Origin of the sequence: Streptomyces sp. DSM 40750 (assembly GCF_024612035.1) — a bacterium.
Lineage (GTDB): Bacteria > Actinomycetota > Actinomycetes > Streptomycetales > Streptomycetaceae > Streptomyces.
In genome coordinates this window covers 409,096-428,088 of the sequence record NZ_CP102513.1, presented here as the reverse complement: position 1 = coordinate 428,088, position 18,993 = coordinate 409,096, and the positions used below count along the sequence as shown (strand labels likewise).

General features: G+C 69.3%; 17 protein-coding genes and 4 pseudogenes. 15 read left to right on the top strand and 6 right to left on the bottom strand.

The annotated features are described in order from the left end of the window. Nucleotides 1-107: 107 nt before the first annotated feature. The 3 genes and pseudogenes from JIX55_RS02085 to JIX55_RS02075 all read left to right on the top strand — a co-directional run. A pseudogene (locus JIX55_RS02085) lies at nucleotides 108-356 on the top strand (Tn3 family transposase); the annotation flags it as partial. A gap of 667 nt (nucleotides 357-1,023) precedes the next feature. Next, nucleotides 1,024-1,234 (top strand): annotated as a pseudogene (locus JIX55_RS02080) (radical SAM family heme chaperone HemW); the annotation flags it as partial. Between the two features lie 219 nt (nucleotides 1,235-1,453). After that, nucleotides 1,454-1,900: a hypothetical protein gene (locus tag JIX55_RS02075; protein WP_257569728.1), complete on the top strand. Its 447-nt coding sequence runs from the start codon at nucleotides 1,454-1,456 to the stop codon at nucleotides 1,898-1,900. A 9-nt stretch (nucleotides 1,901-1,909) separates the two neighbouring features. Here the strand turns inward: JIX55_RS02075 and JIX55_RS02070 are convergent. The 3 genes and pseudogenes from JIX55_RS02070 to JIX55_RS02060 form a co-directional block, all read right to left on the bottom strand. After that, nucleotides 1,910-2,074, bottom strand: a pseudogene (locus JIX55_RS02070) (DUF3097 family protein); the annotation flags it as partial. Between the two features lie 255 nt (nucleotides 2,075-2,329). Then, nucleotides 2,330-2,905 carry a hypothetical protein gene (locus tag JIX55_RS02065; protein ID WP_257561486.1) on the bottom strand — a complete coding sequence of 192 codons (576 nt, stop codon included), beginning with the start codon at nucleotides 2,903-2,905 and terminating at the stop codon, nucleotides 2,330-2,332. Between the two features lie 210 nt (nucleotides 2,906-3,115). Then, nucleotides 3,116-3,541 (bottom strand): hypothetical protein, encoded by a 426-nt coding sequence (locus JIX55_RS02060; protein WP_257561485.1) that lies wholly within the window; start codon nucleotides 3,539-3,541, stop codon nucleotides 3,116-3,118. Nucleotides 3,542-4,264: 723 nt separating this feature from the next. Between JIX55_RS02060 and JIX55_RS02055 the strand changes: the two are divergent. Next, nucleotides 4,265-4,504 (top strand): annotated as a pseudogene (locus JIX55_RS02055) (helix-turn-helix domain-containing protein); the annotation flags it as partial. A gap of 158 nt (nucleotides 4,505-4,662) precedes the next feature. On the opposite strand, the gene JIX55_RS02050 reads toward JIX55_RS02055, so the two are convergent. Next, nucleotides 4,663-4,884 carry a helix-turn-helix domain-containing protein gene (locus JIX55_RS02050; RefSeq protein WP_257561484.1) on the bottom strand — a complete coding sequence of 74 codons (222 nt, stop codon included), beginning with the start codon at nucleotides 4,882-4,884 and terminating at the stop codon, nucleotides 4,663-4,665. Beyond that, nucleotides 4,884-5,375: a DUF2975 domain-containing protein gene (locus JIX55_RS02045; RefSeq protein WP_257561483.1), complete on the bottom strand. Its 492-nt coding sequence runs from the start codon at nucleotides 5,373-5,375 to the stop codon at nucleotides 4,884-4,886. The genes JIX55_RS02050 and JIX55_RS02045 overlap by 1 nt, the downstream gene beginning before the upstream one ends. Before the next feature lie 458 nt (nucleotides 5,376-5,833). Here JIX55_RS02045 and JIX55_RS02040 point away from each other — a divergent pair, with 458 nt between their 5' ends. The 5 genes from JIX55_RS02040 (at nucleotide 5,834) to JIX55_RS02020 (ending at nucleotide 13,240) form a co-directional block, all read left to right on the top strand. Continuing rightward, nucleotides 5,834-7,906, top strand: coding sequence for a HelD family protein (locus tag JIX55_RS02040; protein ID WP_443046690.1), 2,073 nt, complete (start codon nucleotides 5,834-5,836; stop codon nucleotides 7,904-7,906). A gap of 985 nt (nucleotides 7,907-8,891) precedes the next feature. Further along, the gene (gene bfr, locus JIX55_RS02035) at nucleotides 8,892-9,371 is read left to right on the top strand and encodes a bacterioferritin (protein WP_257561482.1); all 480 of its coding nucleotides are present in this window, start codon (nucleotides 8,892-8,894) and stop codon (nucleotides 9,369-9,371) included. 173 nt (nucleotides 9,372-9,544) lie between these two features. After that, complete coding sequence (locus tag JIX55_RS02030) at nucleotides 9,545-10,579, top strand: iron ABC transporter substrate-binding protein (RefSeq protein ID WP_257561481.1); 1,035 nt, start codon at nucleotides 9,545-9,547, stop codon at nucleotides 10,577-10,579. Nucleotides 10,580-10,617: 38 nt separating this feature from the next. Further along, a complete protein-coding gene (locus JIX55_RS02025) occupies nucleotides 10,618-12,141 on the top strand; it encodes an ABC transporter permease (RefSeq protein WP_257561480.1) in 1,524 nt (507 codons plus the stop codon). Nucleotide 12,142: 1 nt separating this feature from the next. Continuing rightward, a complete protein-coding gene (locus tag JIX55_RS02020) occupies nucleotides 12,143-13,240 on the top strand; it encodes an ABC transporter ATP-binding protein (RefSeq protein ID WP_257561479.1) in 1,098 nt (365 codons plus the stop codon). 310 nt (nucleotides 13,241-13,550) lie between these two features. On the opposite strand, the gene JIX55_RS02015 is transcribed toward JIX55_RS02020, so the two are convergent. Next, nucleotides 13,551-14,129 carry a TetR/AcrR family transcriptional regulator gene (locus tag JIX55_RS02015; RefSeq protein ID WP_257561478.1) on the bottom strand — a complete coding sequence of 193 codons (579 nt, stop codon included), beginning with the start codon at nucleotides 14,127-14,129 and terminating at the stop codon, nucleotides 13,551-13,553. Between the two features lie 91 nt (nucleotides 14,130-14,220). Between JIX55_RS02015 and JIX55_RS02010 the strand changes: the two genes are divergently transcribed. The 6 genes from JIX55_RS02010 to JIX55_RS01990 all read left to right on the top strand — a co-directional run bounded on the left by JIX55_RS02010 (nucleotide 14,221) and on the right by JIX55_RS01990 (nucleotide 18,920). Continuing rightward, nucleotides 14,221-14,667, top strand: coding sequence for a DUF1772 domain-containing protein (locus tag JIX55_RS02010; protein ID WP_257561477.1), 447 nt, complete (start codon nucleotides 14,221-14,223; stop codon nucleotides 14,665-14,667). A 760-nt stretch (nucleotides 14,668-15,427) separates the two neighbouring features. Next, nucleotides 15,428-16,129 carry an SDR family NAD(P)-dependent oxidoreductase gene (locus JIX55_RS02005; RefSeq protein ID WP_257561476.1) on the top strand — a complete coding sequence of 234 codons (702 nt, stop codon included), beginning with the start codon at nucleotides 15,428-15,430 and terminating at the stop codon, nucleotides 16,127-16,129. 94 nt (nucleotides 16,130-16,223) lie between these two features. Continuing rightward, nucleotides 16,224-16,595: a DoxX family protein gene (locus JIX55_RS02000; RefSeq protein ID WP_257561475.1), complete on the top strand. Its 372-nt coding sequence runs from the start codon at nucleotides 16,224-16,226 to the stop codon at nucleotides 16,593-16,595. Nucleotides 16,596-16,747: 152 nt separating this feature from the next. Further along, nucleotides 16,748-17,401 (top strand): dioxygenase family protein, encoded by a 654-nt coding sequence (locus JIX55_RS01995; RefSeq protein WP_257561474.1) that lies wholly within the window; start codon nucleotides 16,748-16,750, stop codon nucleotides 17,399-17,401. Further along, on the top strand, nucleotides 17,302-17,634 hold the full coding sequence (locus JIX55_RS51315) for a dioxygenase family protein (protein ID WP_443046689.1): 333 nt from the start codon (nucleotides 17,302-17,304) through the stop codon (nucleotides 17,632-17,634). The genes JIX55_RS01995 and JIX55_RS51315 overlap by 100 nt, the downstream gene beginning before the upstream one ends. A gap of 527 nt (nucleotides 17,635-18,161) precedes the next feature. Continuing rightward, on the top strand, nucleotides 18,162-18,920 hold the full coding sequence (locus JIX55_RS01990) for a hypothetical protein (protein ID WP_257561473.1): 759 nt from the start codon (nucleotides 18,162-18,164) through the stop codon (nucleotides 18,918-18,920). Nucleotides 18,921-18,993: the final 73 nt, after the last annotated feature.

Below are 18,993 nucleotides of genomic sequence, written 5' to 3'. Positions count from 1 at the left end.
CCCCTCAGGGCCATCGTGCCCGAGTGGAAGCGGATACGGCCCCCACTTCACGTGTGGTCGGGGGAGAGCGCTGCACCCCGTCAGCGGAGGCCGATCGGCACTCCAGCATGCTGCGGGTGGCCGGCTCCCTGGTCACCAATCAGGTCCGCGCCTACGACCTGATGCGGACGTTCGGCCGTGAAGGGCACCCGACCCCGCCGGGGCAGGTGTTCGCCGAGTACGGGCAAAATCGCCACGACCTGCACCTGCTTGCCGTCGTCGATCCCGTGGACGACACCTACCGGCGGCAGATGAGCAACCGGCGCACCGTCCGGGAGCCTCGCCACAACCTCGACCGCGACATCTGCCACGGCAAGTAGGGCACCATCCACCAGGCATACCGGGACGGGATGGCGGACCAGCTCGGCTCGGACCAGTTGGGTCAGTCGGCCTTCCCGTCTGGGAGGTCGGTGTGTCGGCGTCCGGCGACGCCGGTGTTTGATCAGCTCCCCTCTCGGCACGAGAGTCCACCACCAGGTGGCTCACACGCGCCTTGGCGCTGGGTAAGGGGCGACGAAGCCGTCGGCGAATTCCACCACCCCGACCACCGCCTCGCCGATGAGATCGAGGAACTCGTCGACGCCTGCTGACACAGCGTCTCCTCGGACGCCTACCGCCGCATCAGCCCTGACCAGCGCCTCGCCGGCCGGGGTCGCGTCGTCCTGGCGCCGAGTGCCTCACCGCTGAGAGCTCCAGTCCGGGTACCGAACTTCGGGAAGGACCGCCGACGATGCGCTGGGCCGGCTGCGTGACTGGTAGCGGCCGCGCGATTTGCCGCCCGGCGGGATCGGGACCCTCATTGGCGCCAGCAGCGCCCCGGTGGAGACCGTCGACCGCATTATCGCGAACACCCGCCTGGCCTGCCTGCCTGTCCGCAGTGGATGTCTGACCGAGGCCTGGTTGCGACAGATGTTGCGCCAAGTGTTGCCTTCCCCATGCCCAGGCTGGAGTTGGGAGTGGGAGGGAGGGGCGGCGCGGACGCAGCCGAGGACCGGGCGTGAGCTGCTGGCGGACGAGGACCGCCGGGTGGAACGGATCCTGCTGGAACTGAGGCTCCGCAAGGGCTGTCCGCTGTCCCTGCTGCCGGAGGAAGGCCTGGCAGCCGCCGGACGAGCCCGCTCCAGGACTGCTGGAGGCGGGACCGTACGAGGAGGGGCACGCGGTGCTCATGCTGCGGGGGCGGTTGCTGGCGGACTGGCTCGGCCGCGGCTCTGGTGAGTGGCGGGGTCCTGCGGCTAGAGTTCCGCCCGTGATCTCTGGGGGAGCGCCGGCTGCGGACGCGACGATATTGCGGTACGGCCTGCGGCGGTTCCTGGGGACCCTGCTCTTTGTTCCGATAACGCTCGTTTCTGGTGGGCTCGGCGTGTATGGGGCGGTCTACAGCCGTGACAGGTTTGCCGCCGGTTGGGGCGCCGTGTTGTTCATACTGATGGCGCTGCTGTTCTCCATTCCGGTTGTCGGCACGTGGCGGACTCGCCGGTGGGTGATGGCCTTCGACGCGACGGGATTCTGGTGGATCCGGCGCAAGGAGATCGCCCTGATCCCCTGGGAGTCGCTCGCCGGGGTGGGTATCTACTGCACGCACCGGACTTTCACCGTCGAACTGTGCCCCCGGGACGAGATCGACCGCGACGACCCGCTGCTGTGGGGGTTCGTCCGTGACACGGAACCGCTCCGGCCCGGCCTGCCCAGGCTGCGCTACCGCATCGGCCTCCCTCACTCCTTCAAGCCCTACGAGAAGGCCCTGCGCCAGTGGGCGCCCGAGCTGTGGTTCGGGCGGGTGGTGCAGCCGCTGTCGTACGCGGGGCAGCCCGACCGGGCAGGGCACCGGGAGCGGATGGCAAGGCGCCAAGAGGGCTGACCGCCGACGTCACGCACCCTCGCCGACTGTGACGAAGTCGATCAGTTCCTCCACCCGCCCCAGCAGCGCCGGCTCCAGGTCCGTGTAGGAGCGCACGCTCCCCAGAATCCGCCGCCACGCCGCATCCGTGTCCTCCGGTCGGCCGAGCGCCCGGCACACCCCCGTCTTCAGTCCTGTCCGCGCGGTGGCTGCCCACGCCGGCCCCGGCCCCGTTCGGCTCCTGCAGCTGAACCGTCGCGACACCGAGCCGCCCCTGCTGTCAACGGAGGTGGGGGATCGGGCAGCTTGACCTTCAAGTGGGAGCGAAGGTCCAGTGCTAGGGGATGAAGCAACGGATGAAAGCGACATCTGAAAACGACCTTTCAGCGCGTGGAGACACTGGTGCCCGGCCGCTGCCGGCGGCCGGGCACCAGAGGTCACGGGACTGGGTTACGCCTTGTGGATCTTCCAGTCGGCGACGTTGGAGTTGCTGCGGTTGTAGTAGGCGTTGGTGCACACGTCGTACTTGGCGCCCGAGGCGGTGGTGCCGCCGTTGGTCTCCAGGAAACCGCCGTTGTCGCCGTAGAGGTTGACCAGGTGGACGGTGTCGCCGATGTGGACGTTCTGGTCCAGAGGGTTGGAGGTCTGGGCGTAGATCCGCCAGCGGCCGGTGCCGGTGGCCCGGTCCTTGGCCTGGGACGTGAGGACGTTGAACTTGCCGCCGGAGTTCTTCTGGTCCGTGGTGGCATGGCCGTTGGTGTCCAGGTAGCCGCCGTCGCCGCCGTAGAGGTTGCGCAGGTAGATCACATCGCCGCTGAGGACCTCGGTGCCGGCGGCCTTGCCGGAGGTGGAAAGGACCTCCCAGGTTCCGGTGCCTGTGCCGCGGGTGGGGGTGTCCGCGGTGAAGACGCCGTACTTGGCGCCGGAGTCGCTGGCGCCGCCGTTGGTGTCGAGGTAGCCGCCCCTGAAGGCGTCATAGCCGTTCTGCAGGTGGATCCGGTCGCCGTACCTGAGCTCGTTCGCCATATGGAATTCCCCTTTTTCGCCGAAGTCTGTCTCGGACCCGGACGGTCCCTGCGAGAAGCTCTCAGCTCCCCTGCTGCGGCATGCGGCCCTTGCTTCCGTCCAGGCCGGGAGATCGAGATCCGACGCCGAAGTTCGATGACGAGCGCCATCCGCGACCCCCCTCCTTGTTCATGCCGGCCCTGTCCGGCTTGGCCGCCCCGAAGGAGTGGCCTAGAACCCGGGGCTCACCCAGTGCGCCATGACTCCCGTTCGTCCGTCGCCGTTGCTGATGACGGCGGTGTTGCCGCCACCGATGCGGTACGCGTGGAGCGTGATGACGTCGTTGACGTCGAACTTCTCCAGGATCGTCTGCCCGGCGGTGGTCTGCATGACCGCGTTCCCGCCGGTCAGGGCTTCCGTGCCGGTGATGAGCTGGCCGTTCTTGAACAGTGCGGTGCGCACGAGCTCACCCGCCCCGCCGGTGTACGAGCGGGCGTGGTAGGAGATCTCCCACACCCCGGGGTGGAGGATCTTGAGTTCCTCGACCTCGGAGATCCGCTCATCGGCTCGGTCGGCGCCGGAGAGGGTGTGGTTGAAGTCGACCGTTTTGGTCTGGAGCCAGGTCGAGCCCTGCCGGTAGTTCGCTGGAGTCGTCATGCCATTCCGTTCTTTGGTCGCGCCCGGATACACACTGACCGTGCCGGGTGTTCATGCCGCCGGCACCGGGCCCTATGACAGCGGCAACACAGGCGGTGGCGGTAGGCGGCCCAGGACCCTGTAGGCTAATCCGGCCTTACGGGTTTAATTCGACCTTCCGGTCCTGCGTCGAGGGTCTTCCGCACGCAGAAACCCTTCTCCATACAGGCGTTCGCCACGTAGTGGTCCTCCACAACGGCGGGAATACGGCCCTGCCGCCACCCCTCCCGCCACCCGCTGGGGTGAATGGGTGCGCGCCCGCGTTGACGCCGATCCTGCCGTCACAGTCGAGGCATGTTGGTCCTTGCCTCAGCTCGTACGCACGCGAGCCAGGCAAGCTCGGTCTCGTCCTGCTCGCTCTTCAGCAGCCGACGCCGCCGGCCACCGAAGCCGAGCCTCGTCGGCCGCCGAGAGCCGCGCCCGTCGTGCCGGTCCCGGTCGGCGCCTCAGCTCCCGCACATCCCCGAACGGACCCACACCCACGAGGGGCGAACGTTCCAAGGGCCTCTGGGCTAGTGCCGGATTCCGCTTTCTGTGGGTATATGCGCTGGTGGCGGGGTGGTTCGGGTGCTCGGGGGCAGGTGCTGGGTGGTGGTGTTACGGGCACGGCCAAGCCGTGACGAAGGCGGGCGGGCAGTGGTGCGTCGGCTGTCGCGGGCCCGCAAGGCGCCACGGGACGTGGTGATGCGGGCCCGGACAGTCGAGCTGAGCTGGGCGGGGCTGCGGGTTCCGGCGATCGCGGACGAGGCGGGCTGCGGCCAGAAGACGGTGCGGCGTTGGCTGCACCGCTTCAACCGGGGCGGGACGGAGGGGCTGGAGGATCTGGGCGGGCAGGGCCGCAAGCGGCGGATCACCGAGGCCGATCGGTCCCGGATCACCGCTCTGGTCAAGCAGGTGCCGCCGGGGAGGCTGGAGGTGCAGCCCGGCGGGGATCTGTGGGCAGCGGATGAGACCGGGCCGGCTGAGTGGACGCTGGACAGACGCTCCAGCAGGCCCGGGATCTCCCCGGGTACGGCCCCGGGGTGCTCGCGGAGTTGGTCGAAGGCATGGGGGATCGGCGATGACGCGTCGGCGGGCACGGTTCATTCGCCCGCGGTGTCCTCGCCCTCCCAGCGAAGCAGGTCGCCCGGCTGGCACTTGAGCACCTCGCAGAGCGCGGCGAGCGTCGCAAAGCGCACCGCCTTGGCGCGGCCGTTCTTGAGTACCGCCAGGTTGGCGGGCGTGATCCCTACGCGGTCTGCGAGCTCGCCCACGGACATCTTCCGCCTGGCCCGCATCACGTCGATGTCGACGGCGATCGGCATCAGATCACCTCGTCCAACTCGGCCTGCATCTGCGCCGCTTCGACGTCGCGCGCGACGGCCTGGGCGAGCAGCATCCGCAGCACGAGCACGATGAGCGCGACTCCCAGGATGGCCACACCAATCCCGCCCATGATGAGGGTGACGCCCGGGTCGTCCCGCTGGCCGGGCGCATTCAGGGCCGTGACTGCGAACCACACGAGAGCAGCCGCAGCGATCGCGCCGATGATGACGTCCACGTACCGGAAGGCGGCGTGGGAGAACACGGTTCCGCGTCGCACCATCGTCACCAGTCGCCATACACAGACCAGGGCGACCTGGGCCGTCCCGATGCCCAGGATCGTGATCACGCGCAGCGGGGTCAGCGGGAGCGACCCGTCCTCCGGGTCACTCCCGCTGACCAACGCCCACATCATCAATGCCTGTACGAACACGGTGCCGGTGAGTACCACCACGAGCACGGCGCGCAGCGCGCGCACTGTCAGCTTTCCCATGACCCATCCTCCCATCGACCTACGATGGGAATCTATCGAATCTCGATAGGTGAAGCAAGGGTTGGGTCGGAGGGCGGGCGGCGGTTTCGCACCATGGCGGGATGCCGCCTCCCCCTCCCGCGGCATGGCGCGATGCGAAGGTTTCGATCTTGCCGAAGTCGACCTCGCTCAGCCGCAAATCGGACGCCATACGACTACGCCGAAGCCTTGGATCTTCCCCCTTTTCCCGAGCGCGGCAGAACATCGCCGGCATCCAAGAGCGGGCTCGGCATAAGGCAGGCGGGCATCGGGAGCCCAATTAGAGATATACGGAACGGCGGAATGCATGATATGCCATACGGTCAGCCGTCATGGATTCAGCCGTAGGGCCATGGCTTACCAAGTAAGTCAAGACTTATCTTTGGGGAACTTCGACCGTATGGTGTGGCTCGAATCGAAGGAGCCCCCTGTTGTCGAAAATGAATGATCCCGCTGTGCGTGCGGTTGAATCGGAGCGGAATTATGTGTCCTCCTTATATGAGCTGCTCACCGAGCGGATTTCCGAGGCGCGAGTACGCCGAGCGAGTGTGCTGAAGGCCCCGGCGAAAGGCGCCGGTGAGGCATACGAGAGAGAAATCGCCGCCGAGCGTCTGGCCAAGGAAATCGGCCGGCTGGAGGGCGCCGAAAAAGGGCTGGTCTTCGGGCGCATCGACTGGACGGATGGCACGGCCCTGCGCATCGGGCGGATCGGACTGCATACGGAGGAGGATGACCTGCCTCTGCTCGTGGACTGGCGCGCGAACGCGGCGCGGCCCTTCTACGAGGCGACACCGGTCCACCCGATGGACCTGCGGCGGCGCCGGCACCTGCGCCTCGAGGAGCGCACGGTCGTCTCGGTGAGCGACGAACTGCTGGACGGGACCGCCCCGACCGACGAGGACGTCGTGGGGGACGGCCCGTTGACCGAGGCTCTGTCGGCACGGCGTACGGGCAGGATGCACGCGGCCGTCGCGACGCTGCAGGCCGAGCAGGACGAGATCGTCCGCTCCGCCCACCGCGGGGTGACCGTGGTGCAGGGCGGGCCCGGCACCGGCAAGACGGTGGTCGCCCTGCACCGGGCGGCCTATGTCCTGTACGCGTTCCCGCGCGCCGCGGAGGAGGGCGTCCTGGTGGTGGGCCCGAACGCCCGGTTCCTCGACTACATCTCCCAGGTCCTTCCCTCGCTCGGAGAGAACGACGTCGTTCTGGCGACCTGCCGGGAGCTGACCGGAGTGCCCACGGGCACGGTGGACCCGCTCGATACGGCGCGTCTCAAGGGCAGCTCCGACCTCGCCGACGCCTTGGCCGGCCTGCTGCGCGTCCACCAAGCCCCCGCCGGTGACTTCACCGTGCGGGTCGGACAGGAACTGGTTCACCTCTCCGGCGAGGAAGTCGCCATGGCACGCGACGCCGCCGTGGCAGCCGCACCGGGGCACAACCCCGCGCGCCAGGTGTTCAAAGAGCTCTTGGTCGACGCCGTCACCGACGCGATGCAACGAGACATGGGCGACCTCCTGGAGCGGATCGACGCCGATGCCGAAAGGATGACGGGCATTGACCTCGACCGGTTCACGGGAGCCGCCCAGCGCCGTGCCGAAGGTGCGGCCGACTCGGGTCCGGTCCACGAGCTGGACCTGGACGCCATCCGAGCCGATCTCCTCGACGACGCCGGCGTCGACCGAGCGGTCGAGGTGTTGTGGCCGCGGCTGGTACCCGGTGACCTCGTGACGGCGCTCCTGACGAACGCCGGCGCTCTCGCCGAGCGCCTGCCCCGCCTGACCGCGCGGGAGCGGTCCCTTCTGCTGCGCGGTCCGGACGACCCGTGGACGGATGCCGATGCGCCGTTGCTGGACGAGGCGGCGAGCCTGGTCGACGGTCCCCCCGAGCGGACGTACGGGCACGTCGTCGTCGACGAGGCGCAGGAACTGACCGCCATGCAGTGGCGGATGATCGTCCGCCGCTGCCCGGCAAGGGCGATGACGCTGGTGGGTGACTTCGCCCAGGCAGGCCCGGTCGCGACAGCACGCGACTGGAAGGAAGCGCTGAGCCCCCACGTCGGACCGCGGTTCAAACTGCACAACCTGACCGTCAGCTACCGCACCACGCACGAGATCCTGGAGAGCGTCCGGGACCTGCTCACGCGGATCGCTCCGGACCAGAAGCCCACACGGTCACTGCGAAGCGGTGAGAGCCCTCGCACCGTGACCACACCTCCGGACGGGTTGGTCACCGCCGTTGTTCAGGAACTCCGCGCCCAGAGCACCGCGCACCCGGGCGAGCTTCTAGGAGTGATCTGCGCGGACACCAGGGTGAGCGAGCTGACGGCCCAAGGCATCGCTCACCGCGCACGCATCGTGCCGGCGTCCGAAGCACGCGGCCTGGAATTCGACGGGGTCGTCGTCATGAACCCCGAGGAAATCATCATGGCCCGCCCCGGTGGGGAAAGGGACTTGTACGTAGCCCTGACCCGGGCCACCAAGCGCCTCTGCGCAATCACCGTCCAGTCCGCCTGACGACTCGGCGCCCGCGTCGTCGCCGCGGGCGCGCCCGGCGCGGTACAGACACCGGCCCGCGCGCACGGGGCTGCTCGTCGCCTCACCGCTCGTGGCCGCACCCGGCATCGGGAACCCGACGCGTACGACCCGAAGCGCGACGTCGACTTCACTCTGCTGCGCGAAGGGGATCTGAACGTCGTCGGCTTGGACCAGGCCGCGTCACGTCGATCACCTGCTGGGAGGCTGCCCGGAGTGGTACGGCGCCCGGACGCGGGCGCGGGCACCGGCCGCCCGACGTGATCCGGTCCGCGATGTTCCTCGGGCGGGGGAGAGGCATGTCGATTCCGGTGCCGTCCTCCGGTGCGCTGCCGCAGCCGGTGCTGAGTCCGCCGACGTCCGCCGCGTAGCTGTCACCAACGGACAGTCCTGCCCGCACGTCTGCGCGGCCGCACCGGACTGCCCGCGCCCGTCCAGGCCGCCGATCACCACCTGCGTGGACGCCTCGGGCTGCGCACCCTCGACGGCATCCGGCCGATACGCCACCATCCACCCGAGGGCTACGGCACAGTGTGCGTGGGCTTCAGGTGCGCGACGGCAGCAGGTGCCTCGTCCGCATCCGCCCCCGTCGGGCCGCAGAGCCCCGCGTCACCTCCTGCGCGGACTCGGTCAGCGCCAGTACCCCACGACCGTCGATGGTCATGCTGAAGCCACAGGACGCAGTGAGTCATCCGCCGAACAATCTCCTTGGACCCGCCGAACAATCTCCTTGGGCGCGGCAGGCATATAGCGGCAGGCATGCAGCGGCAAAACGTTGCAAGGTCGTACGAACTCGGCGCGCGCTATCGTCGAAGAAGCGGACGTCGTCAACAGCGTCCTCACCGAATCGAATGCGTCGGCCACCGGCGAGGAGAGCCGCCTACGGTGAGTGCCCGCCTGCTGGGTCGGACGCCGGTGGTGGTGGACGTGTGGCGTCGCGTCGGTCTCCTCGGAAGGACGGCTAGCCATGCAGAGCGACCCCGAGGTTCTTGAGTTCCTCAACGAGCAACTGACCGCAGAGCTGACCGCGATCAACCAGTACTTCTTGCACGCCAAGATGCAGGAGAACTTCGGCTGGACGAAGCTCGCGCAATACACGCGCCACGAGTCGTTCGACGAGATGAACCATGCTGAGGTTCTCACCGACCGAATCCTGGTCCTTGACGGTCTGCCCAACTACCAGCGGCTCTTTCATGTGCGGGTGGGGCAGACCGTCACCGAGATGTTCCAGGCGGACCGCGAGGTCGAGGTCGAGGCGATCGACCGTCTCCGGCGTGGCATCGAGGTCATGCGTTCCAAGGGCGACATCACCTCGGCGAACATCTTCGAGTCGATCCTCGCCGACGAGGAGCACCACATCGACTATCTCGACACGCAGCTCGCACTGATCGAGAAGCTGGGCGAGCCGCTCTATATCGCACAGGTCATCGAACAGCCTGAAGGCTGACCGCGAGGCCTACTCCGCACACATCGACCTGCCCCTCACTCTCGCGCCGCACAAAAGTGGACAAATGCGTCTCCTGTGAGGTTAGGCTGACTTAAGGAAACTTAGGCTGACCTAACCACTATGGCGACCGGTGTGACCGGCGACGGAGGGGCGGGATCGTGAGTGTCTCCGGGATGAGACCCCTGCTGGCGGCCGGCCTCGGCGCTCTGCTGGCCCTTGGAACCACGGCTTGCGGCTCGGAGCAGGCCGCGCAGGCGCAGCCGGACTCCGACAAGAAGATCACCGTGTACAGCGGTCGGAGCGAGTCGCTCGTCAAGCCGGTGCTGGAGGACTTCCAGGAGGCCAGCGGCATCACCGTCGAGGTGCGCTACGGCGACACCGCACAGATGGCCGCCCAGCTCGAAGAAGAGGGCAGCCGGAGCCCGGCGGACGTCTTCCTCGCCCAGGACGCCGGGGCCCTGGGAGCCGTGGCCGGGCAGGGGCTGTTCGCCAAGCTGCCGGACTCGGTGCTGGACAAGGTGCCGACCGCATCCCGGGACGAGGATGGCGAGTGGGTCGGGGTGACCGGCCGCGTGCGCACGATGGTCTACAACACCGACCAGGTCCCCAAGGGCGAACTGCCGGAGTCGGTGTTCGAGCTGACCGAGCCCGAATGGAAGGGCAAGGTGGGCATCGCGCCGACCAACGGCTCCTTCCAGGCGTTCATCACAGCGATGCGGGTGGAGCACGGCGATGAGAAGACCGAGGAGTTCCTCGCGGACCTGAAGGCCAACGACGCGCAGATCCGCGAGGGGAACGCGCCGATCGTCGCCGACGTCAACGCCGGCAGGCTCGCCTCCGGGCTGGTCAACCACTACTACGTGTACGAACTGGCCAAGGAGGAAGGCACCACCGTCGACGCCCTCAAGGCGAAGAACCACTTCTTCCCCAACGGAGACATCGGCAGCCTGGTCAACGTCTCCGGGGTGGGCGTGCTGGACAAGGCGGACGACGATCCCGACGTCCGCACGTTCGTCGACTATCTGCTGGGCACCGAGGCCCAGACCTACTTCGCGGAGCAGACGTACGAGTACCCGCTGATCGGCGGCGTCGCCACCGCCCGCGGGTTGCCCGCGCTGTCTTCGCTGAACGCACCGGACATCGACCTCAACGACCTGGACGATCTGGCGACGACGGTCGAAATGATCAAGGATTCGGGGCTCGTCTGACCACCTGGACTCTTACCCTGCGCCGGGCGCGGCGGCTGGTGCCGCGGCCGGCACTGGCCTGCGCGGCGGTGCTCGCCGTCGGTGTCGCGCTCATCCCGTTGGCCTATCTGGCGATCCGGGTCGGTGGGGCGGGCTGGGGCAGCATCGCCGACGAGCTGTTCACGGCGCGCACCGGGGCGCTGATCGTCCGGAGCGCGACACTGGCGGCCGTCGTCACCGCGGCCTGCACCGCGCTGGGCGTGGCTGCGGCGTTCCTGATCACCCGCACCGACGTACCGGCCCGACGGCTGTTCGGCGTGCTCGCCGCGCTTCCCCTCGCGGTACCCAGCTACGTCGCCGCCTTCGCCTGGGTCTCCACAGCGGAGGGCTTCGAGGGGTTCTGGGCGGCGGCCCTGGTGCTCACCCTGGTCTCGTACCCGTACGTCTACCTGCCGGTCGCGGCCGCTCTGGTCGGCGTGGATCCGGCCCAGGAGGAGGTGGCGCGATCACTGGGGCGCGGCCCGTGGCGTACGGCCGTCGGCGTGACACTGCGCCAGGTACGGCCGGCGGTGGCGGCGGGCGCGCTGCTCGTCGCGCTCTATGTGCTCTCTGACTTCGGTGCCGTCTCGATCCTGCGGGTGGATGTCGTCACCCGGGCCGTCTTCACCTCGATCAACCTCGGCTTCGACCGCACCGGGGCGCTCGTGCTCGCCACGGTGCTCGTCGCCCTCACCGCGCTGGTGCTGTTGGCCGAGCAGCTCAGTCGGCGGCGCGCGGCCCGCTACGCCCGCCTCGGCGGCGGGGCACCCCGGTCTCCGACCCGGCTGCACCTGGGCCGGCTTCGGTGGCCGGCCGCGCTCGGGCTCGCCGGCGTGATCGCGGCGGCTCTCGGCGTGCCGGTGGCGAGTCTGGTCCGGTGGTTCGGCGAGGGTGTCTCACGGCCCGGGTCACTCGGCGAGCTCGCCGATGCGGCGGGGAACTCGCTGGGGGTCGCCCTGCTTGGCACGGGACTGACCATGGTGCTCGCGCTGCCGGTGGGACTGCTGTCCGCCCGCGTACCCGGCCTGCTCGCCTTGGCCCTGGACCGACTGGCCTATCTCTCGCACGCGCTGCCCGGGCTGGTCATCGGGCTCTCGCTGGTGTTCTTCGGCATCCATGTGGCTTACCCGCTCTACCAGAGCGTGTGGCTGCTCGCGCTCGCGTACGCGGCACTGTTCCTGCCCCTGGCGGTCGCGGCCGTCAGCGCCGCCGCGGCACAGGCCCCGCCCGGCCTGGAGGAGGTGGCCCGCTCGCTCGGGCGGCGCCGGGCCTACGTACTGCGCACGGTGACAGTCCCACTGGCCGCGCCCGGCATCGGCGCCGGGGCCGCCCTGGTCTTCCTTACCTGTATGAAGGAACTGCCCGCCACCTTGCTGCTGCGCCCCACAGGAGTGGACACCCTCGCCACGGGCCTGTGGAAGCACACCTCGGTCGCCGCGTATGCGGCCGCCGCGCCCTATGCGGCCCTGCTGGTGCTCATCGCCGCCGTACCCACATGGTGGCTGTCGGTGCGCACCGGCGTCCTCACCCGAACAGGCGGCTGACATGGCCGAACTGCGCATCACCGGCGTCCACAAAGCGTACGGCCGCGTCCAGGCACTGTCCGGAGTGGATCTCACCGTCCGCTCCGGATCGCTGGTGGCCGTGCTCGGCCCCTCCGGCTCGGGCAAGACCACTCTGCTGCGCTGCGTCGCCGGCTTCGAGGCGCTGGACTCCGGCGAGATCCGGATCGACGGCCGTCGCGTCGCGACCTCCGACGCGTCGGTTCCGCCCGAGCGGCGGCGGATCGCGGTGGTCCCCCAGGAAGGCGCGCTCTTCCCGCACCTGTCCGTCCTCGGCAACGTTGCCTACGGGCTCGGCCGGTCCGCCCGGCGAGCCGGTCGAGCGGCCGCTGTGCTGGACCTGGTGGGCCTGGCGGGGCTCCAGGACCGGATGCCGCACCACCTTTCCGGCGGGCAGCAACAGCGCGTCGCGGTCGCCCGCGCGCTCGCACCGCGCCCGCCGGTCGTGCTGCTCGACGAACCGTTCAACGCACTCGACGCCGCCCTGCGGGCCGAAGTGCGCCGGGACGTCTGGCAGGCCCTGCGCGCCGACGGCGCCACGGCCGTCCTCGTCACCCACGACCAGGCGGAGGCGCTGTCGATGGCCGAGGAGGTCGCGGCCATGCGGGACGGCCGGATCATCCAGAGCGGACCACCGGAACTCCTCTACGGCTCACCGGCCGACCCGTGGGTGGCCGGGTTCGTCGGCGAGGCGGTGTGGCTGCCCGCCGTAAGGGACGGCGACCGGGCCCACACCCCGCTGGGCACTCTGCGGCTCACACCGGTCGAGGGCGGTGTGCCGGCCGGCCCGATGCGCGTGCTGCTCCGTCCCGAACAGATCACGCTCGCCCCGCCCGGGGCTGCGAACGGGGTCGCCGCGACCGTCGTACGACGCGACTTCTACGGCCACGACGCGATGCTCGCCCTGCGCCTGAGTGACGGCACGCCGGTGGCCGCGCGGGTCTTCGACCCGTCCGTCCGTCCGCCCGCCGTCGGCGACGAGGTGGGCCTGTGCGTCCGCGGCATCGCCCGCGCCTTCCCGCCCGGCGGACGACTGGTCAGCCCAGCCCAGCCATCCGCCACGGACGAACTCCACCCCTGATCCCGCCGGGTGGAACGGCTCGGGTCTCGGTGTTCGCCCCTTGCGCATGTGAGCCGGGGAGGGATCGTATGGAGCGCTGGACGTGCAGGTGACGAACGGCCGCCGGGGCTCCTTCCACGCGACCCCGCCCTCTCGGGGCGCGTATCGGGTCGTGATCAATGAGCATCGCAGTTCGCGGGGCGGTGCCCGTCTGGGGTACGGGGCCCGGCGATCTGCGGCCGCGCCGTGCGGGCGCGAGTGACCCAAAGCGCTACCGCACGCAGGCAACGGGGCCCGAGGACCCCGACTGCGTGCCCGCCGGGACGGTGTGTCAGGCCATGGCGAGCCGGTCCACCAGCAGCTCCACCCTCCGCTCGGTGTCCTCCGGTGGCAGCCGTCCCGACCGGGTCAGGGTCGCCACCCCGTGCAGGGACGCCCAGAACACCTCGGTGAACAGCCCCGGCTCGACGCCGTCCCCGGTGACCTCGCCGAGGCACTCCAGCAGCGCGGCGAAAGCGTCCTTGAGAGGTTCCGGGGTGTCCTCCTGTGCGTACGGGAGACCGCCGTCGAGCTGGAAGATGGCGTCGTAGACCGCCGGGTTGCGTGCGGCGAAGTCGAGGTAGGCGCGGGCGAGGGCGTACACCCGCTCGCGCGGGCCGTCTGCGGCGGCGGTCGCGGCACGCACCGCCGCGGCTAGCTCGGCGGCGCCCTCCAGAGCCACGGCGCCGATGATCTCCCGTTTGCCGCGGAAGTGGCTGTAGAGGACGGGCTGGCTGTATTCGATGCGCTCGGCGAGCCGGCGGGTGGTGACCGCGTCCCAGCCCTGCTGCTCTGCGAGTTCGCGGGCTGTCGCCACGATGAGGCGCTCGCGGCCCGCCCGTTCGCGCTGCTTGCGTTCCTGTACCGACATGACTCGATCCTAGCATCGCTAGACAAGTGAGCGGCAGCAGTACTAGCGTTGCCTCATCTGCTAGCAACACTAGATGCCCGGGAGGGTCACCATGCTCAACGCACTCGAGGTCTTCACCACCGTGGTCGTCGGCCTGATGGTGGGGGTGGAGTTCTCCGTCGCCTTCGTCATGAACCCGATCTTCAACGCCCTCCCGGAGGACAGTAACCAGCTGGCCCACTCCCACGGGGGCCGGATGCTCGGCGCCGTGATGCCGTTCTGGTACATCGGCTCACTCGCCCTCGTCGCGGTCTGGGCTGTCGCGGGATGGCACCACCACGGCACCGGCCTCGTCGTCACCGCCGGCGCGCTGCTGATCGTCAGTGTGATCATGTCGATCCTGCTGCTCGTCCCGATCAACAACCGGGGCAAGACGTGGACCCCGGAGAACCGGCCCGAGGACTGGAAGGAGCAGATGCACCGCTGGGAACGCTTCCACTACGTCCGCGTCGCCGTCATCATCGCCGCCTTCACCCTGCTCGTCGCCGCCCTCGCCTGAGTCCGCGGGCCGACACCGCGCCGGCGGCGACGCGACGCAGGATCCCCGCTCCCCGGGCGGCAGCGGGCCACCGAACTCCCGACATCCGGGAATGCGACTGCCGCTGAGAGCCCACAACTGCGATGGCAGGCCGGTAGATGGAACAGTCCGCGCGGTAGGTCGATGGGGGGCCGGGCGGCATCGGCGGACTCGGCAGCGACTGCCCGGCCCCGTCGCGCCCCCGACGCCGCCGCCCCCGACACCTGGCGCCGCCTCGTCGGCCAGATGCTCCGCTCCTGCGCCGCCCCCGGCACCGACGTCCCACCGCTGCCGAAGCCCCAGGCCCACCGCTCTCTATCGCGCCATGGTTCGCCTCGCGCGATCCGGCAAGGATGGCTCCTGAAGGTCACTCACCTGGGATCGACCGGTGACCTCGCAGAGCCCAGCGTTCGACCTTAGGTGTACGCGAAGACGGGGCGTGACGGTGGTGATCCGCCTCCAGGTGCGCGCCGCCTAAGCTGCGCCGACCGCCGAGCAGCGGGGTCGTTGGTGCGCTGGGCGCCGGGGTGTGGAGCAAACCAGCAACCGGATTGACCTATCCGGTTTTGCTGGTACGGTAGTCGTGTTGAACCGGAAAGGGCTATCCGAATCGCGAATCGGGTAGACGCCCCGATGTGAGCGCGGCTGCTTGGAATGAGCCCTCCGAGGCGTCCGGCCGCAAAAAGACTGTTCCCCCCTCGCCTTGACATGCCGTTTTTCTCACCTTTCTGAAGGGATCGCTGTGACCAGCATCGCCATCGTCGGAGCCGGACCCCAAATGGGTCTGGCCATCGCCCGCACCTTCGGCTCCCAGGGCTTCGACGTCGCCCTGATCTCCCGCAACCGCGAGAAGCTCGACGACCTCGTCGGCAAGCTCGGCGCCGAAGGCATCACTGCCGCCGCGTTCCCCGCGGACGTCCTCGACCGCGACGCGCTGACCCGGGCCCTCAAGGATGCCGCCATCCGGTTCGGCGGCATCGATGTCCTGGAGTACTCCCCGGTGGGGACGTTCGGCGTCACCACGCTGACTGCTCCGGCCACCACCGCACCGTCCGATGTGGAGTTCGAGATGAACTTCCAGTTGTACGGGGCGATCGCCGCCACCCAGGCGGTGCTGCCCGCGATGCGCGAGGCCGGCGCGGGCACCCTGCTCTACACCACCGGCGCCGGCTCGATCTGGCCCGACCCGCGGGTCGCCAACGTCAACGCCGCCGCAGCAGCGCTGCGCAACTGGGTGATGAACCTGCACAAGGAGCTTGCCGGCACCGGCATCCAGGCCGCCCACGTCGGCATCGACTCCTCGATCGGCGTCTCCGTCATCCCCGGCGTCGAGGCGGCCCGGCCCGAGCAGATCACCCCCCTGTACTGGGACCTGCACACCACCAAGCGTGACCAGGCCGAACTCGTCTTCAAGCTCGACGACGACGGCTTCCCCCGCGGCTGACAGCACACCGAGCCGTACCCGCCCCCTCATCGAACCCTGATCGCGCCACGGAGACCCGGTCCGCGGCGCGATCGAAGAGAAGGGTTCCGTTCCGATGAACCGGTTCCTGCGGATCGTGCAGGGCCTGCTCGCCGCGGTGTTCGCGGCCTCCGGCGTCCTGAAGACCACCAAGTCCCGCGAACAGCTCAGCTCTCAGCTGCCGTGGGCCAGCGATGTGCCGACGCCCGTGGTCCGCCTGATCGGCACCGCCGAACTCGTCGGCGCCCTCGGGCTGTTCCTGCCCGGCGTCTCCGGCATCGCGACCGTGCTCACTCCGCTGGCCGCCACCGGCATCGCGGTGATCGTGGGTCTGGCCATGGGTTTCCACGCCCGCCGCAAGGAGCCCCAGGGCATCGCGTTCAACGCGGTGCTGCTCACGCTCGCGGCCGTCGTCATGTGGGGCCGGTTCGGGCCCCACGCGTTCTGACTCGGCGCCTTCCTTATGGCCGCCCGGCACACCGCAGCACCGGGCCGCCCCTCCCGGCCCTCAGCCCAAACGGTCAACCGGCCGTCCGTGTTTTCGCTCCAGGCCGACTGATGTCCGCATCAGCGAGTCCCACCCCCAAGGAGGAGACAGGCATGACCACGACCACCGATCCGTCCTACGTCGACCCGGCACTGATCAACCCACGCGCGGTCCGTCTCGTGAACGCATTCAAGAACGCTCTGGCCCGCATGCGCGACGAGGAGGGACCGACCTTCGACGCCCTCAACGCGGACACCGACCTTCTGCAGAAGGTCCAGGCGGCCACCGGCGCCCCGCTGGCGTTGGCCGCCATGCCGCTGTACAGCGAGGTCTTCCAGGGCGGCCGCGACGGCTACACCCCCTCCGAAGACGTCAACAGCCCCACCTACATCGCCGATTCACCGTGCATCGACAACCCGGGAACCCTGCCGATGCGCCCCGACGAACCCGGCACCCCGCTGATCGTCTCCGGCCGCATTCTGGACGGCCACGGTCAGCCACTCGCAGGCGCCAAGCTGGACATCTACCACGCGGCCAACAACGGCAACTACTCAGCGCTGTACGACGACGGAGTACCCAAGTACAACCTGCGCGGACATCTCCTCACCGACGCCGACGGCCGCTACACCTTCACCACCATCACCCCCGTCGCCTACGCCGACCCCACATCACTGCGATCGACGAGGTCACCACAGCCGTCGCGGCCCTCGGCCGCAGCCTCTACCGCCCGGCCCACATCCACTACGAGGTCCACCACCCCGACCTGATCACCCCCTGGCGCGGCGAGATCTATTTCAGGGGAGACCCCGTCATCCCGGTCGACTTCGTCGGCGGCACCCTGGCCCCTCCCGCTCTGCAGGCCCACACCGTCCTGCACGAGGACCCCAAGGACATCGCCGAAGCCGGCTTCCAGGGCCCCTACCGGACGACGGAGTTCGACTTCGTCCTCAAGACCCGCACCAGCCCCGACACCATCACCCCGAAGGGCGCGACGGCATGACCCCCGAGGATGCCACCGCCTGGGCACTGGCCCGGCTCAGCACCGCCCTCTGCCACCACTACGACCGCGTTCCGACCCGGGCCTTCTCCAAGGCGACCGGCAGGTGCGCCGGTTCCGGGGCGATGGCCGTCCCGGACCGCAAATCCGGTGGCGGGACCGGCGTTCCGGACACCAGGGCGACGGCGTGGCCGCCGATCCGGGTGGTGCGCGGTTCCGCTGATCCGGGGAGGAGGGTGACCATGACGGTCGCGGAGCCTATGAGTCCGAGCCTGGTGGCAGCATCGAGACGATCCCTCTCGGAGCTGAAGGGGTCGCAGGCCATCCTCACCGCGGCGTCGGCGGAACGATGGGCGAAGTCTGCCGTGAGCGCCTGGACGGCGAGGGCCTGGCTGCGGACCCGAGAACGGGAGCCATTTGTTGACGACTTCGGGAGGCGCTTCGCGTGCCGCTGCCATGATCAGTGTCTATGAGTTTGGGAGTCACAGATAGCGGCCGGACACTACCCCACGGCTTGTCATACTTTCCGTATGGAGACGCAAGCTCAAGAGGACGCGAGGCGTTGGCTCGCCGAGCGGGGCGTGGTCGAGGTCGGTGACAGGTGGGTCGGCGTCGAAGGGCCGGAGCGGCCGTTCACCGCGAACGAGATCGCGCATTCCTGGGCCGGCGAGGTGTTCACCGACGAGAGCATGGACGTGGCCGAGCAGGCGCGGCTGGCCTTCGGGATGCTGGATCTTCTCGACGACTACTGGGTGACGTGCGAGATCCGGTTCGCGGACCGGGGTTCGCAAGGGCCGCTGCCCGCCGACGTTCTTTGGGGCGGCTATCGCCGACGACTGGAGGCGGATCGGGATGCCGAGGCCGTCAGCTACTCCCTCTGGGTCGACTGGTTTGAGGATCGCGAGACCGCCGCGACGGCCTTCGCCGAGGTCCTTGGGAACGACATCGATCACGTCGTGGCGGAGGGGTCGGACGCCCCACTCCGCCGTGCCAGCCGGGTTCTGGCCTGCTCGGGGCCCGTGCCCTGGCTCGTGAAGCAGAAGGTGTACGACACCGTCGTACGGCTCCCCGCACTGCATGTGCCGCTCTTCAAGGGCCTGCTGGCCGGCTACCACGACGTCTACGGCGACCTGGAGCCGACGGCCGCACTCGCTCTCCTCGCGCGGCTGCAACTGCCCGCGGACACCCCGAATCTCCCAGAACTCCGGTCCGTGCTCGTCGCAGGCCACCGGAACCACTACCGCAGCCCCCACGCCTGGGACGACGCGGTGCGGGCGTCAACGAACTGAAGTTGGCCCACGTCACGGCTTCAGACCCACACCACCGGCCTGCCTGAGCCCTCAATCGGGCTTCACACGACGA